Origin of the sequence: Streptomyces sp. A 4/2, assembly GCF_940670765.1 — a bacterium.
In the GTDB taxonomy this organism is placed as follows: domain Bacteria; phylum Actinomycetota; class Actinomycetes; order Streptomycetales; family Streptomycetaceae; genus Streptomyces.
The window spans coordinates 1-14,199 of record NZ_CALNVW010000028.1 but is presented as its reverse complement, the minus strand read 5'-3'; the positions used below and the strand labels follow the sequence as shown (position 1 = coordinate 14,199).

At 71.4% G+C, this 14,199-nt stretch carries 12 protein-coding genes; 6 read left to right on the top strand and 6 right to left on the bottom strand.

Features of this window, described 5'->3' with window-relative positions:
- Window positions 1-47 precede the first annotated feature (47 nt).
- From NBY69_RS21100 to NBY69_RS21085, 4 genes are read left to right on the top strand one after another with little or no spacing between them, the layout of a single operon-like run.
- A complete protein-coding gene (locus NBY69_RS21100; RefSeq protein WP_250302645.1) occupies window positions 48-242 on the top strand; it encodes a ferredoxin in 195 nt (64 codons plus the stop codon).
- On the top strand, window positions 209-1,438 hold the full coding sequence (locus tag NBY69_RS21095) for an NAD(P)/FAD-dependent oxidoreductase (protein WP_374211316.1): 1,230 nt from the start codon (window positions 209-211) through the stop codon (window positions 1,436-1,438). The genes NBY69_RS21100 and NBY69_RS21095 overlap by 34 nt, the downstream gene beginning before the upstream one ends.
- On the top strand, window positions 1,435-2,670 hold the full coding sequence (locus tag NBY69_RS21090) for an NAD(P)-binding domain-containing protein (protein ID WP_250302642.1): 1,236 nt from the start codon (window positions 1,435-1,437) through the stop codon (window positions 2,668-2,670). The genes NBY69_RS21095 and NBY69_RS21090 overlap by 4 nt, the downstream gene beginning before the upstream one ends.
- Window positions 2,667-3,911, top strand: a complete 1,245-nt coding sequence (locus NBY69_RS21085) for a cytochrome P450 (RefSeq protein WP_250302639.1) — start codon at window positions 2,667-2,669, stop codon at window positions 3,909-3,911. The genes NBY69_RS21090 and NBY69_RS21085 overlap by 4 nt, the downstream gene beginning before the upstream one ends.
- Window positions 3,912-3,988: 77 nt before the next feature.
- Here the strand turns inward: NBY69_RS21085 and NBY69_RS21080 are convergent, their stop codons facing one another.
- The 5 genes from NBY69_RS21080 to NBY69_RS21060 form a co-directional block, all read right to left on the bottom strand.
- A complete protein-coding gene (locus NBY69_RS21080) occupies window positions 3,989-4,711 on the bottom strand; it encodes a class I SAM-dependent methyltransferase (protein WP_250302637.1) in 723 nt (240 codons plus the stop codon).
- Between the two features lie 123 nt (window positions 4,712-4,834).
- Window positions 4,835-7,282, bottom strand: a complete 2,448-nt coding sequence (locus tag NBY69_RS21075; RefSeq protein ID WP_250302635.1) for a SpoIIE family protein phosphatase — start codon at window positions 7,280-7,282, stop codon at window positions 4,835-4,837.
- 236 nt (window positions 7,283-7,518) lie between these two features.
- Window positions 7,519-8,325 carry a lysozyme gene (locus NBY69_RS21070; protein ID WP_250302633.1) on the bottom strand — a complete coding sequence of 269 codons (807 nt, stop codon included), beginning with the start codon at window positions 8,323-8,325 and terminating at the stop codon, window positions 7,519-7,521.
- Window positions 8,326-8,695: 370 nt separating this feature from the next.
- The gene (locus NBY69_RS21065; RefSeq protein ID WP_374211312.1) at window positions 8,696-11,092 is read right to left on the bottom strand and encodes an MFS transporter; all 2,397 of its coding nucleotides are present in this window, start codon (window positions 11,090-11,092) and stop codon (window positions 8,696-8,698) included.
- 245 nt (window positions 11,093-11,337) lie between these two features.
- Complete coding sequence (locus NBY69_RS21060; RefSeq protein ID WP_250302631.1) at window positions 11,338-11,781, bottom strand: SRPBCC family protein; 444 nt, start codon at window positions 11,779-11,781, stop codon at window positions 11,338-11,340.
- A gap of 146 nt (window positions 11,782-11,927) precedes the next feature.
- Between NBY69_RS21060 and NBY69_RS21055 the strand changes: the two genes are divergently transcribed.
- Window positions 11,928-12,992: an Rv2578c family radical SAM protein gene (locus tag NBY69_RS21055; protein WP_250302629.1), complete on the top strand. Its 1,065-nt coding sequence runs from the start codon at window positions 11,928-11,930 to the stop codon at window positions 12,990-12,992.
- A gap of 71 nt (window positions 12,993-13,063) precedes the next feature.
- A complete protein-coding gene (locus NBY69_RS21050; protein WP_308409494.1) occupies window positions 13,064-13,675 on the top strand; it encodes a GNAT family N-acetyltransferase in 612 nt (203 codons plus the stop codon).
- On the opposite strand, the gene NBY69_RS21045 is transcribed toward NBY69_RS21050, so the two are convergent.
- Window positions 13,624-14,190 (bottom strand): adenylosuccinate lyase, encoded by a 567-nt coding sequence (locus NBY69_RS21045; protein WP_250302739.1) that lies wholly within the window; start codon window positions 14,188-14,190, stop codon window positions 13,624-13,626. The genes NBY69_RS21050 and NBY69_RS21045 overlap by 52 nt on opposite strands.
- Window positions 14,191-14,199 lie beyond the last annotated feature (9 nt).

Here is a 14,199-nt window from a genome sequence, read left to right as displayed (position 1 = left end):
GCCCCATCCGATCCGCCCTCCCCCAAGGGCCAGACGGAGGTTTTGGCATGAAGGTTTCCCTCGACTTCGACAAGTGCTGCGGAGCGGGCCAGTGCGTGCTCGCCGCCCCCGAAGTGTTCGACCAGCGCGACGAGGACGGCGTGGTGGTCCTCCTCGACCCCGACCCGCCGGAGAGCGAGTACGAGAACGTGCGCCAGGCCGCGGCGGTCTGCCCGGCCGCGGCGATCGAGGTGAGCCGGTGAGCGCTCCGTCCCGTATCGCCGTGGTCGGGGCGTCGGCGGCCGGACTGAGCGTGGTCGAAGGGCTGCGGCGCGGCGGCTACGCCGGGCAACTCACCCTTGTCGGCGCCGAGGCCCATCTCCCGTACGACAGGCCGCCGTTGTCCAAACAGCTACTGACCGGAGAGTGGGAGAGCGACCGCCTCCCGCTGCGCGGCGCCGACGCCATCGAGGCACTCGACCTCGACCTGCGGCTCGGGACCGCGGCCGTCGCGCTGGACACGGACCGCAGCGAGGTGACCCTCGCCGACGGCAGCCGGATCGGCTACGACGCACTGGTGGTGGCCACCGGCGCCGCCGCCCGCCGGCTGCCCGGCACCGAGGGGATCGCCGGGGTACACGTCCTGCGCACGCTGGAGGACGCGCTCGCCTTCCGTACGGAACTGCGCGCCGGGCCACGTCTGGTGATCGTCGGCGCGGGCTTCGTGGGCGCCGAGGCCGCTGCGGTGGCCCGCCGGGCCGGCGCCGAGGTCACGATGGTCACGGACGCGCCGGTGCCCCTGGCCGATGCGCTGGGGCCCCAACTGGGCGGAATGCTGGCGGAGGTCCACCGGGAACACGGGGTACGGATCGTCGCGGGCGCCCCGGTCGAGCAGGTGCTGGCCGAGGGCGGCCGTACGACCGGTGTACGGCTCCGCGACGGCAGCACCGTCGCGGCCGACGCGGTACTGGTCGGCATCGGCGCCCGCCCCCACACCTCCTGGCTCGACGGAAGCGGCATCACCGTCGGGAACGGCGTCGAGTGCGACGCCACCCTGTACGCGGGTTCCGGCGTCTGGGCGGCGGGGGACGTCGCCAGCTGGCCGCACCCGCGCGCCGGGGGCCGGGTCAGGATCGAGCACCGTACGAACGCCGCCGAACAGGGCCTGGCCGTGGCCCGCAACATCCTGGCCGGTCCGGGCGCCGCGGTTCCCTTCGACCCGGTGCCGTACGTCTGGTCCGACCAGTACGACCTGAAGATCCAGGTCTACGGGCGGACCCGGGACGCGGACGAGGTGCGGATCGCCGAGGGCGGTCTCGCCGACCGCCGACTGGTCGCGCTGTACGCGAAGGACGGCCGGGTCTGCGGGGCAGCCGGAGTGAACATGCCGCGTGCGACCCGCGGGTACCGGGCGCTGGTCGCCGATTGCGCCCCCTTTCCTGGAGGAGAAGCGGTATGACGGACCAACAGCCCCTGCGGGCAGGCGTGGTGGGTCTCGGCATGATCGGCGGCGGGGTCGCCGTCAGCATGGCGCGGCGCGGCCGGACCCCGCTGGTTCACGACATCCGGCCGGATGCCTCTGCGGACCTGGCCGGAGTCCCGGATCCGCTGGCCTCGCCCGCCGAGGTGGCCCGGGGCAGCGATGTGGTGATGGTCGCCGTCGTCGACGCCGGTCAGGCGCGCGAAGTGATCGGCGGGGAGGACGGGTTGCTGGCGGGCGCCCATCCGGGCCTGACCGTCGTGCTGCTCGCCACCGTCGCCCTGCCGGTCGTCCACGAGCTGGCCGCGCTGTGCGCGGCCGGCGGTGTCGGCTTCCTGGACTGCGGGGTGACGCCCGGCGACCGGGCGGCCGAGAACGGCATGGTCGCGATCGTCGGCGGCGACCGGGCCACGGTGGACGCGGCGCTGCCCGTACTCGACGACTGGGCCCGGAAGGTCGTGCACTGCGGTCCGCTCGGCGCCGGGATGGCCACCAAGATCGCCCGCAATGTGGTCACGTACGGCAGCTGGCGCGCCGTCGCGGAGGCCGCTGCGCTGGCAGGCGCCGCGGGCGTGGACCCGGCCAGGCTCGCCGAGGTGATCGACACCGCCGACCCCGAGGGCCGGACCCTGCTCCAACTGCTGGGCATGCACGGCCCCGACGGCGCGCTGCCGGACGCTGTCGGTGCGCAGGTGGAGCCGTTGATGACCAAGGACCTGGACGCCGCCAGGGACCTCGCTGCGGCGCTCGGCGTCGAGGTCCCGCTGGTCGACGTCGCGCGTACGCACGCCCGCCACACCCTGGAGCGCGGCGAGCGCCCCGCCCCGGCCGGTGACGATCTGCACCGGCTGGGGCTGGAGATGATGGACCGGGTCTACGGACCGGGCTTCAGCTCGGCCGTCCCGGACACCGGTGAGCCCTTCACCGGCGAGACCGTCGACTACCTCTTCGCGCAGGTCTGGAGCCGTCCCGGTCTGTCCGTACGGGACCGGCGGATGCTCACGCTCGGCGTGGCCGCCTCCACCGGCCGGTCCGAACTCGTACAGATCATCGCCAACGGCGGCCTCGTCAACGACGAGCTGACCCCCGATCAGCTCCGCGAGGCGGCCCTTCATCTGGCCGTGTACGTCGGCTGGTGCAACGGCACCGCCACCCACACCGGCATCACCGCGGCCATCGCGGCCCACACCCCCCACCAGGAGCAGGAATGACCGACCCCCGCACCGAACAGGCTCCCTCCGGAACGGCGTTGATCGACCAGCCCGTCACCCGGGCCCCCGGCCGGCCGCTGGACCCGCCCGCGGAGTTCACCCAGCTGCGCGAGGAACAGCCCGTCGTCAGGGTGCGCTTCCCCAACGGTTCGAGCGGCTGGCTGGTCACCCGCTTCGACGAGGGCAGTCAGGTCTTCAGCGACCCGCGGCTGAGCGCGAAGCGCCCCCGTCACGACACCCCCGAGGGAGAGGTGTCCGAGGCGGGCGAGGACTCCCCCTTCGACGTGGGGTTCGTCTTCATGGACGAGCCGGAGCACGGCGCCCACCGGCGGCTGCTCGCAGGGCGCTTCACACCGAAGGCCGTACGGACCAAGCTCCAGCCGTACCTGGAGAAGATCGTCGACGAGCACCTGGACGCCATCGAGGCCGGGCCCGAGACGTTCGACTTCGTCCAGGCGATGGCGCTGCCGATTCCGTGCCTGGTGATCTGTGAGCTTCTCGGCGTCCCGTACAAGGACCGGGACGGCTTCCACCACGCCACCGAGGCGATGATGGACATGGCCAGGAGCCGTGCGGAACGGGACGCGGGCGCCCACTGGCTGATCGACTACATCACCGCGCTGGTCGCCGAGAAGCGCCGTACCGGCGACACCGAGGGCATCCTCGCCGAGCTGATCGCCAAGGCGGACGACGAGGAATCGATCCTGACGGACTCCCAACTCATCGGTCTCGGTGTGCTGTTGCTCTTCGCGGGCCATGACACCACGGCCGCCATGATGGGCCTGTCCACGCTCACCCTGCTGACCCACCCCGAGCAGCGCGAGGCCCTGCTCGCCGAACCGGCCGGGACGGGGGCCGCGGTCGAGGAGCTGATGCGCTACCTGACGATCGTTCAGTTCGGTCTCGGCCGGGTGGCCAAGGAGGACCTGGAGCTCGGCGGCGCGCAGATCAAGAAGGGCGAGCTGGTGGTGGTCGCCATGAACGCGGCCAACCGGGACCCGCGGGTCTTCGAGAACCCCGACACGCTCGACCTGGACCGGAAGATGGTCCGGCACATGGGCTTCGGCTACGGCGTCCACGCCTGCCTGGGCCAGAACGTCGCACGGGCCGAGTTGACCACGGTGCTGCCCCGGCTCTTCGCGCGCTTCCCCGGCCTGCGGCTCGCGACCCCGCTGGAGGAGGTGCCGATGGACTTCACCGGTACCAACTACGGCGTCCGGAAGCTGATGGTCACCCGCTGATCCGCGGGGTCGTGGCGGTCCGCGCGCCGACCGGACCGCCACGCCCCCGCATCAGCGCCGCTCGTACGGACGGGACATCAGGCGGCGGCAGCGAGGACGAACCAGCGGGCGGGCAGGTCGATCCTGGTCCCGTCCGCCAGGTGTTCGGTCTGCGGCAGTGCCGTGTCGCCGCTCGCGAGTATCGCCAGCCCCGCACCGCGCAGCAGCTCCGGCACCTCCTCGTCGGTGGCCGAGGCCGGCTTGAGCCCGTAGTCGTACACCCTGCGCAGTTTCTCGGGCGGGCCCTGCGGCTCCCCGGCCGCCTCCTTGAGCACACCCTGGGAGGCGGGGGTGAGTTCGACGACGAAGGCCCGGCCCTGCTCCCCCACCAGTGCGGCGACGGCCGCGGCGACGGCGGGGCGTGCCTCGGGTTCGCTCTGGTGGATGACCGCCCGCATGTAGACGTTGCTGTCGCCTACGCGCTCGTGCAGAGCCCGGACCGCTTCGCCGTCCACCAGGTCGAGCTGCGCGAACTCGGCCACTCCGGTGGTGTCCGCGCGGCGTGCGTGTTCGATCGCCGCATGGGAGAGATCCACTCCCAGCGCGCGGGCGAACACGGTGGCCAGATAGCGGGTCTGGGTACCGTTGCCGCAGCCGAGATCGACGACGGGGAGCGAGGTGTCGGCGTACGGCAGCAGCAACTCGCTGTGCGGTACGGAGGCGAGAGACGGGTCGGAGTCCCAGATCGCCTCGCCCTGGGTGTCGGAGGTGGCCGACCAGAAGCCTTCCCACGACTCACGGTACTTCTCTGACACATCCATACGCACTCCCGGGTCCGGCCTGCCGCATGCTTCCTGTTCAGGACCGGATTACCGTTCCTGCACGCCGGAGGCAACAGTGCGGACGATCTCCGGCGTCCGGGGCCGTGCCGGGGATGGCCACCGTCACCAGCTGTGCGACGGCGGGCGGGGAGCCCGGCCCAGGGCCTGCTCGAACCAGACGGTCTTGCCGTGCGCGGTGGCGCTGGTGCCCCATTCCCGGGCGAGGCTGCTCACCACCCGCAGACCGCGGCCGAACTCGTCCTGGTCGGAGGCGTCGAGCAGTGCCGCCGGGGCCGGTTCGTCGTCGCTGACCTCACAGAGCAGTGCGGCTGTCCGGACCAGCCGGAGCCCGATCCGGTGCGTACGGCTGTGTTTCACAGCGTTGGTGACCAGCTCGCTGACCATCAGCTCGGCCGACTCCACCGCACCCGGCAGGCTCCAGTCGAGCAACTGGTCCCGGACGATCCGCCGGGCCCGCGCGACCTCGCGCGGGTCGATGTCGAGCTGCCATTCGGCGACGTCGTCGTCGGGGATCCCGTTCACCCGGGCCATCAGCAGGGCCACGTCGTCCTTGCGGCCGTCTCGCGGATTGAGGGCCCGGATGATGGTGTCGCAGGCGTCGTCCATCGAGGCGGCGGGGTGGGCCGCCGACGCGCAGAGCGCGGCGAGTCCGGCGCCGATGTCCTGGCCCCGCACCTCGACGAGCCCGTCGGTGCAGAGGATGAGACGGTCCCCCGGGCCGACCCGCACGGTCGCGGTCTCGAAGGCGACTCCGCCGACGCCGATGGGTGCGCCGGTCGGCAGGTCGAGCAGTTCGGCGCGGCCGTCCTCGGCGCGCACCAGGACCGGTGGGATGTGTCCGGCGTTGGCGATCTGGATCTCGGAGCGGATCGGGTCGTAGACGGCGTACAGACAGGTCGCCAGATACTGCTCGCCGAGGCGCTGCGCCAGGTCGTCGAGGTTGCGCAGGAGCTGGGCGGGTGGCATCTCCATGGTGGCCATGGTCAGTACGGCGGTGCGCAACTGCCCCATCATCGCCGCAGAGTTGAGGCCGTGTCCCATGACGTCACCGACGACGAGCGCCGTCCGGGAGCCGGGCAGTTTCACCGAGTCGAACCAGTCGCCGCCGACCCGGCCGAGGCGGGCCCCGGGGAGGTAGCGGGTGGCGATGTCGCAGCCCGCCATCCGCGGTTCGACCTTGGGCAGCATGCTGTCCTGGAGCGTCTCGGCGACGTTCTCCTGGTAGGTGTACATCCGGGCGTTGTCGAGGACCAGCCCGGCGCGGGCCGCGAGTTCGGCGCCGGTGGTGCGGTCCATGTCGTCGAAGGGCTCCCGGCCGGGACGCCGCATCAGCACCATGAATCCGAGAACGACATCACGTGCCTTCAACGGCACGATCAGCATGGACCGGTGGTTGATCAGCGGACGCAGGTCACGCTTCTCGAACTCGCCGGAGATGCGGTTGCCCTGCTCCTCGCTGATCGTCGGGATGAGGACGGGCTCGCCGGTGACCATGCACTGGAAGAACGGCGTGTGGTCGGGGAAGGCGATGGCCTCGCCGACCGGCACGGTGTCGTCCCAACGGCCCGGTTCGTCGTTGTGCTCGACCCACACCCGGTGCCAGATGGTGGTCACGTCGGGCGGGCCGTCGGGGAAGCCCTCACCGGCGAGGACCGCGGCGCGCAGATGCGTACCCGCGAAGTCGGTGAAGCGCGGCACCGCGGCGCTGGTGACCTCGCGGATGGTGCGTTCCAGATCGAGTGAGGTACCGATCCGGCCACTGACCTCGTTGAGGAATTCCAGCCGTTCGCGGACGGCGCCGTATTCGAGGTCGAGTTCCGGACGGGGCGCGGCACGCGCCGTGCGGGCGTCGTCGGCCGCCTCGCCCGGCCCACGGGTCCAGCGGCGCGACCGCCGCCGCGGCACACCCCAGTCGGGGGTGACGGGAACCAGGTCGCGTTGGCTGAACTCCAGGACCGGATAGCCGAGTTCGAGGACCTGCGCGACGATCCCGGTCGCCTGGTGAACGCTCATGTGGGGCAGGATCTCGGGGAGCCTGCCCGCCAGGTCCTGGTAGCCGGGGAAGTCGGTGTGGAGCGCGAAGGCCGGGGAGATCGTCTCGGCGTCCGCGCCGCCGTTCCCCTCGTCCTCGCCCAGTTGGGCGGCGTCCGCGGCGAGTACGAGCAGCCGCTCGGGGCCCGGACCGACCAGCGGGTAGGCCCACCAGAGGACGTCGATACGGCCGCGCCGCGGCTCGTCCACCCGGGCCCGGCCCGCTGTCGGGTAGGCGGTGATCCCGCTGAGGGAACTGTCCAGCTCGGGGCCGAAGTCGGCGTACGTACCGTCCGGCCCCAGCTCCTCCTCCTGCCGCAACGCACCGGAAACCGGCAGCAGTTCACCGGCCGCGCAGCCGATCGCGTCCTCCCGCGCCACACCGAAGAGCCGTCGGGCGCCGGTCGACCAGTGCGACACCAGTCCGTCCGCGCCCACGACGACCACGGCGAGCGGCACTCGGCCCGCCGCGGCGTCGCGCGACTGCGGTGACCTCTGCGGCGGTACACCAAGGTCCATGGCTGGAAGGCTCCTTCCCGGCCGCAAGGCTCTGCGGTACGTAAGCCCACCGTACGGCCCCGGGTCCGGCGTCCGCGGGTCATCGCCGGAATCCGCCCCGATGGGGGGTGCGCCCGCGCACACCGGGCGCACGTCCCCTCGGAGAGCCGACCCGGGGCCCCGGCTGTGCGACTGTCATTCCCGACATGCGCGTAGCCATGTCGTGCCTCGGGCTTGCCATGGTGCGAGGACGCCGGTCAGCCGTTCGCGAGGGCTTTCACGCGGTCGAGATTCCCGTTGAACCGGTCGTGGTCACCGACCGTCGCCCCCTTGGAGGTGTACTGCCAGATGGTCTGGTACCTCCAGCCCGCAGGCAGGACTCCGACGGACGAACCGTAGCTCGGCACCCACAGCGGATTGGTCTTGCCGAACCCGGAGTTGTTCCCGGTACAGCTCTTCCACCAGTTCGTGGAGGTGTACAGGACGACATCCCGGCCGGTCTTCGCCTTGTAGGTCCTGGAGAAGTCCCTGACCCAGTTGACCATGCCCTGGTGGCTCAGTCCGTAGCAGGTGGCGCCGTAAGGGTTGTACTCCATGTCCAGAGCGCCGGGCAGGGTCTTGCCGTCCTTGGACCAGCCGCCGCCGTGAGCGAGGAAGTACTGGGCCTGGGCGGCGCCGCTGGAGGTGTTGGGGGTGGCGAAATGGTAGGCGCCCCGGATGATGCCGGCTTTGTACGACCCGTTGTACTGCTGGGCGAAGAACGGGTTCGTGTAACTGGTGGACTCCGTCGCCTTGATGTAGGCGAACCTCACGCCGGACTTCCACAGCGGGGACCATGCGACGTTGCCCTGATGGCTGCTGACGTCGACGCCCTCCGTGCCCCGGGCGGCGGTGAGTGCGACGCCACTCGTGCCGGTGCCCTCATGTCTGAGGATCTGGGAACCGGCGAAGTCGTCCCCGGGGTGAGAGGGATCGGGGACGCCGGTGGCGGCGCCGGCAGTACTGGACAGCACGAGAGCGAGAGCAGGAATGCCCACGGCCAGAGCGGCGAGAACAGCGGACATCCGGCGAGGTGTGCAGGCGGGCACGGACACGATATGCCTCCAAGGGTCAGGCCCAGCCTGCGTGGAGTCCTGGGGAACACCGTGAGGCGCGCGGAGGGCGCGGCTCACGTCACCCGATACGTCGTACGGTGGAAGGCGATCGAAGTCCGCAACGGCGGAGAGAAACGTGGCGCGGAGGGTCTCCTCGACACCGTGACCTCCACGCCACCACAGCAGGGGAGTTGTACGTACGTGGCCGCCCGGTCCCGTACGAACCGGTGTGAAGCGGGGTCTGCCCAAGGCGCTGCGGCTCCTCCCCACGGCACGGCGACGAGCGCTCGCGGGGCAGCCGCCGACTGGCTCCTGCGCCCGCGCGCGACACGTCAGCTCATCAGTCCTCGTGCCCCAGTTGGAGATCGCGTTCGGTACGCCCGCCGCCCGCCACCTGGAGGACCGTCGCGACCGGCGGGTAGCCCGCCGCGATCACCGTGTACTCCCCGGACGACAGATCGACGAACCGGAAGGCACCGTCGGCGCCCGTGGTGAGGGTGTCGACCACATTGCCCGCCGCGTCGAGCAGGGTGACCCGGGCGTCCTCGACCGGCCGGCCGCCACTGGCGCGCACCGTGCCGCGCAGCACCGCGCCACCGGCCAGTTCGACGTCCTGCCGGGTCTCCCGCGCGGCCTGCACGCTCACCGGGAGGGCGGCGGGGCGGAAGGCGGGGGCGCTGCCCGCGAGGGTGTACTCGCCGGCCACCAACTCGGTGATGACGTAGGTGCCTTCGCGCCCGCTGCGGGTGGTCGCGACGACTTCCCCGCGTACGTCGGTGAGGGTCACCGCGGCGTCGCGCACCGGGGTGCCGTCCGCGGTGACCACGGTGCCCGCGAGCCGCCCCGCACCACCGAGGATCACGTCGAGGTCGACGGCGCGCTCACCGACGGTGACACTGACGGCCTGCGGCTGGTGGCCGCCGGCCGCCGCGATCAGGACGTACGAGCCCGATCCGGGCACGCTCAGCGCGTACCGCCCGTCCTCGCCGCTCGCGCCGCGGCCGATCTGGCGGCCGGTGACGTCGATCAGGGTGAGCGCGGCGCGCGGCACGGTGGAGCCGTCGTAGTGCTGGACGGTCCCGCAGACGGGAACGCCCACGGAGTAGGGCGCGGCCGGGACCCGGGCTGCGGGCACTGCCGCGTCCGGTGCGGCCGTGGGGGTGTTGTGGGACACCAGCGGTTTCTCCTTGAGGAAGAAGGCGATGATCAGGCCGAGCAGGAGCACCGGCACGAGGTAGAGGAAGATCCGGGGCATCGCGTCCGCGTACGCCTGGATGTAGCCGTCCCGCAGCGCGGGCGGCAGTGTGCGGACCAGTTGCGGGGTGATCGACTCGGCGTCCGGGAGGTGCGCCCCGGCCGGGATACGAGCCGCGAGCGCGTCGGTGAGCCGGCCGGCGAAGAGAGCGCCGAAGATCGCTGCGCCGACACTGCCGCCGATCTGCCGGAAGTAGTTGTTGGCGCTGGTGGCGGTGCCGAGGTCGCGGGGCGCCACCGAGTTCTGCACGGCCAGCACCAGGACCGACATGATCAGGCCGATACCGATGCCGAGTACGGCCATCCAGATGCTGTACTCGACCTGCGGTGTGCCGGTCTTCAGCCGCGAGAGCAGCCACATGCCGACGGCCGAGATCGCGCAGCCCAGCACCGGGTACAGCTTGTACCGGCCGGTGCGGCTGGTCAGTTGGCCCGACACCACGGAGGCGACGACGACTCCGCCCATCATCGGCAGCATGTACAGCCCGGACTCGGTGGCGCTGGCCCCGTCGACCATCTGCAGGAAGGTCGGCAGATAGCTGGCCGCGCCGAAGAGCGCGATGCCCACCACCGCGCCGACGAGCGCGGTGACGTTGAAGATCGAGTCACGGAACAGCCGCAGCGGGATGATCGGTTCGGGTGTGCGGTGCTCGACGACGAGGAAGAGCAGGGCCGTCACGACCGTACCGGCGGCCAGACCGAGGATGGTGCGTGAGCCCCAGGCGTACTGCGTGCCGCCCCAGGTCGTCAGCAGGACGAGGCAGGTGGAGGCCGCCGCGAGGAGCAGCGCGCCGAGGATGTCCAGACGCGGCTTGGCGGTGGGTTTCGGCAGCTTCAGGACGAGGGCGATGACCACCAGGGTGACCACGCCGAACGGCACGTTGACGTAGAAGCACCAGCGCCAGGAGGCGTGGTCGGTGAAGAAGCCGCCGATGAGCGGTCCGGCGACGGAGGCCAGTCCGAACACCGCGCCGATCAGCCCCATGAACCGGCCGCGTTCCCGGGGCGGCACGATGTCCCCGATGATCGCCTGCACGCCGATCATGAGGCCACCGCCGCCGATGCCCTGGATCGCGCGGAAGCCGACGAGTTCGTTCATCGTCCGGGACCAGCCGGCCAGCGCCGAGCCGATCACGAAGACGACGATCGCGAACATGAAGATGCTCTTGCGGCCGAAGAGGTCGCCGAGTTTGCCGTAGACCGGCAGACCGATCGTGGAGGCCAGCAGGTACGCGGTGACGACCCAGGACATCTTGTCCAGGCCGTGCAGCTCACCGACGATCTTCGGCAGCGCGGTCGCCACGATCATCTGGTCGAGAGCCGCGAGCAGCAGCGTGAGCATCAGCCCGAAGAAGACCATCCGCACCCGGCGCGGGCTGAGTTGAACCTGCTGCGCCGCTGCCGGAGGTGGCGGAGGTACGACGGTCACCGGCTCCGTCGGCACATCGGCGTGCCCGTCCTTCACCAGAGTGATTCCACCCACGTACTGCTCCCCTCGTCGCGCCTGCGCCGCCCTTTTCTCGCATTCGACGACAAGGGGGTGCAAGCGCGACGATCAGCGCGCGAGGCGCACGCCGGAGGCTTCAGGGCCGGTGGGAGCCCCTACGGCGTACAACGGGGCCGCTGAGAAAACCACTCGAACCGGTGAGCATCAATTCCGCTCGAATGAGTTGGCGCGGGGATCGATGCGGGCATCGGTGCGGGGATCGATGCGGGATCGATGCGGGGTCACTTGCTCACTTCGGCGTCGAGCTTTTCCAGCAGCTCGTCGTAGATGCGTCCAAGTCCCTTGGGTGCGAAGGTCTTCTCGAAGAATCCGCCGATGCCTCCGGCGCCGTTCCACACGGTGGAGACGACGACCCGGGACTTCCCCTCCCCGGCCGGGGTGACCGTCCAGGTCGTGACCATGGAGGAGTTGCGGTCCTTCTCGACGAGCTGACCGTCGGTCGGCTCGGTCACGTCGAGCAGGCAGTCGCGGATGCGCTTGCTGGTGGCCTGGAGCTTCCAGTGGACGACCGTGCCCTCGCCGTCGCCGCCCTCCCGGACCTCGTACTCGCTGAAGTGCTCGGGCAGGAGCTTCGCCCGCGTGCCGGTGTAGTCGGCCAGCGCGTCGAACGCCGCCTCCGCGTCCGCCGCGATGATCCGCTCCGTGGTGGCCTCTACCTGCGCCATACCAGTTCCTCCAGCTGTCGTTCTTCAGTCGGTGTGATGAACCGCGTGCTGAGCCAACCACCTCGGGTGCGGCCACGGAAATCCGGGTTGTGCGAACAATGGGAACAGATGTTCTAATCAGGAGCACAGGCTACCGAGGAGGCGCCATGCGCTGGGACCGACTGACCGAGAACGGCGGGGACAACGGGTCCGAAGAGGGCGGCGGGGACGGCCGGGCGCCCGGGGACGCGGCGCTGTTCGGGACGGACCGGGTGGTCACCCGCACCTTCGACACCCCGGAGTTCCGCGGAGTCACCTTCCACGAGGTGCGGTCCCGCTCGATCGTGAACCGGGTGCCCGGCGCCTCACGGATGCCGTTCGAATGGACGGTCAACCCCTACCGCGGCTGTACCCACGCGTGTGTCTACTGCTTCGCCCGCCGGACCCACAGCTATCTCGACCTGGACACCGGCCTGGGATTCGACTCGCAGATCGTCGTCAAGGTCAACGCCCCCGAACTGCTGCGCAGCCGCCTGTCCTCCCGGCAGTGGCAGGGCGCCCACATCGCGATGGGGACGAATGTCGACTGCTACCAGCGCGCCGAGGGCCGCTACCGGCTGATGCCGGGCATCATCGCGGCCCTGCGCGACCATGCGAACCCGTTCTCCGTCCTGACCAAGGGAACGCTGATCCTGCGCGATCTGGAACTGCTGCAACAGGCGGCGAGCGTCACCGACGTCGGTGTCTCCGTATCGGTCGGCTTCGTGGACGAGGAGCTGTGGCGCACCGTGGAGCCGGGCACGCCGTCCCCCCTGCGGCGACTGGACGTCGTACGCACGCTCACCGAGGGCGGCATCGGCTGCGGGGTCCTGATGGCCCCCGTGATCCCGTTCCTCGGCGACCACCCGGACCAGCTGCGCGCCACGGTGCGCGCCGTCGCGGCCTCCGGGGCGACCTCGGTGACGCCGCTCGTACTGCATCTGCGGCCGGGCGCCAGGGAGTGGTTCATGGCCTGGCTCGGGCAGCACCATCCCCACCTGGTGCGGCGCTACGAGCGGCTGTACGCGGAGGGGGCGTACGCCCCGAAGTGGTACCAGCGCAGGATCACCCGCCAGGTGCACGAGCTGGCGGCCGAGTACGGCATCGGGCCTGCCCAGCGGGGTGCGCCGCGCCGGATCCCGGCCCCGCGGGAGCCGCTTCTCGCGGAGCCCACCCAGCTGACGCTGCTCTGACCCCGCGCCCTGGGCACGGTCCGCCGTCAATCCGCTGGCCCGCCCGACCGGGCCCACGCGACGATGTGCGCGTGACGACGCGACTTCCCCGGGAACACCGGGAACAGCAGACACAGCGGGAACAGCAGGCACGGAGTCCGCTGCTCATCAGGGGCATGACGGCCGACGACTGCGAGGCGGTGGCCGTCGTGCGGGTGCGCGGCTGGCAGTTCGCGTACGCCGGGCTGATCCCGCAGCCGTATCTCGACGCCATGGACGCGGGCGAGGACGCGGTGCGGCGCCGCGCCCATTTCGCGGCCGGGCGCGGCCGGGTGTTCAACATCGTCGCCGAACGCGACGGCGCGGTGATCGGGTGGGCCTGCTGCGGACCGTACCGGCCCGACGTGCCACGTACCGGGGACGGTGAGCTGTACGCCCTCTACGTCCTGCCGGAGCACCTCTCCACCGGTGCCGGGCGCGCGCTGATGGCCGAGGCGCTCGCCTGGGCCGGCGCCGCGGGCCACCGTGTTCTGCGCCTGTGGGTGCTCGAAGGGAACGCCCGCGCCCGGCGGTTCTACGAGAGGCGCGGGTTCGCCGCCGACGGCGCCGAGGAGCCGTTCGACGTGGGCGGGGTGTCCGTTCCCGAGGTGCGTTACGCGAGGCGGCTCAGCGCCTCCGACGCGGCGGCGGCCAGCGCGGGGTGACGCAGGGCGGCTTCGAGCACCGGTCGGGCGCGCGGATCACCGAGCCGCCCGAGCCCTTCCACACAGCCGAGCGCCACTCGCGAGTACGGAGCGTCGGGCGCCAGCAGCGGCTCCAGCGCGCGGATCAACGCGGGCACGGACTCGGGCGCCCGGAGCTCGGCGAGCAGCAGCACCGGTTGCAGGGCGTACGCCGTGCGCATCCCGTTCGTGGCGAGGGCCGCGGCGGCGCGTGCCGTGCGCGGGTCGCCGAGTCGGGCGAGGGCGTACGCCGCGGAGACACAGCGCGGCGGGTCACGGTGGTTGAGCAGCAGCACCAGCGCCTCGAAGGCCCTCCGGTCACCGGCGCACCCCAGCCGGAAGGCGGCGAGTTCCCGCGCCCAGAGCGGCTGTCCGGTCGCGGTGAGCACGGCGGCCAGCTCCTCGTGGTCCCCGGCGGCGGCGAGCCGCTCGTACGCCGCCGAGCCGCCCGACTCGTCCCGCAGCCGGTCCGTGAGCGACCGCAGTTCCTCGTCCATAGCGGGAAG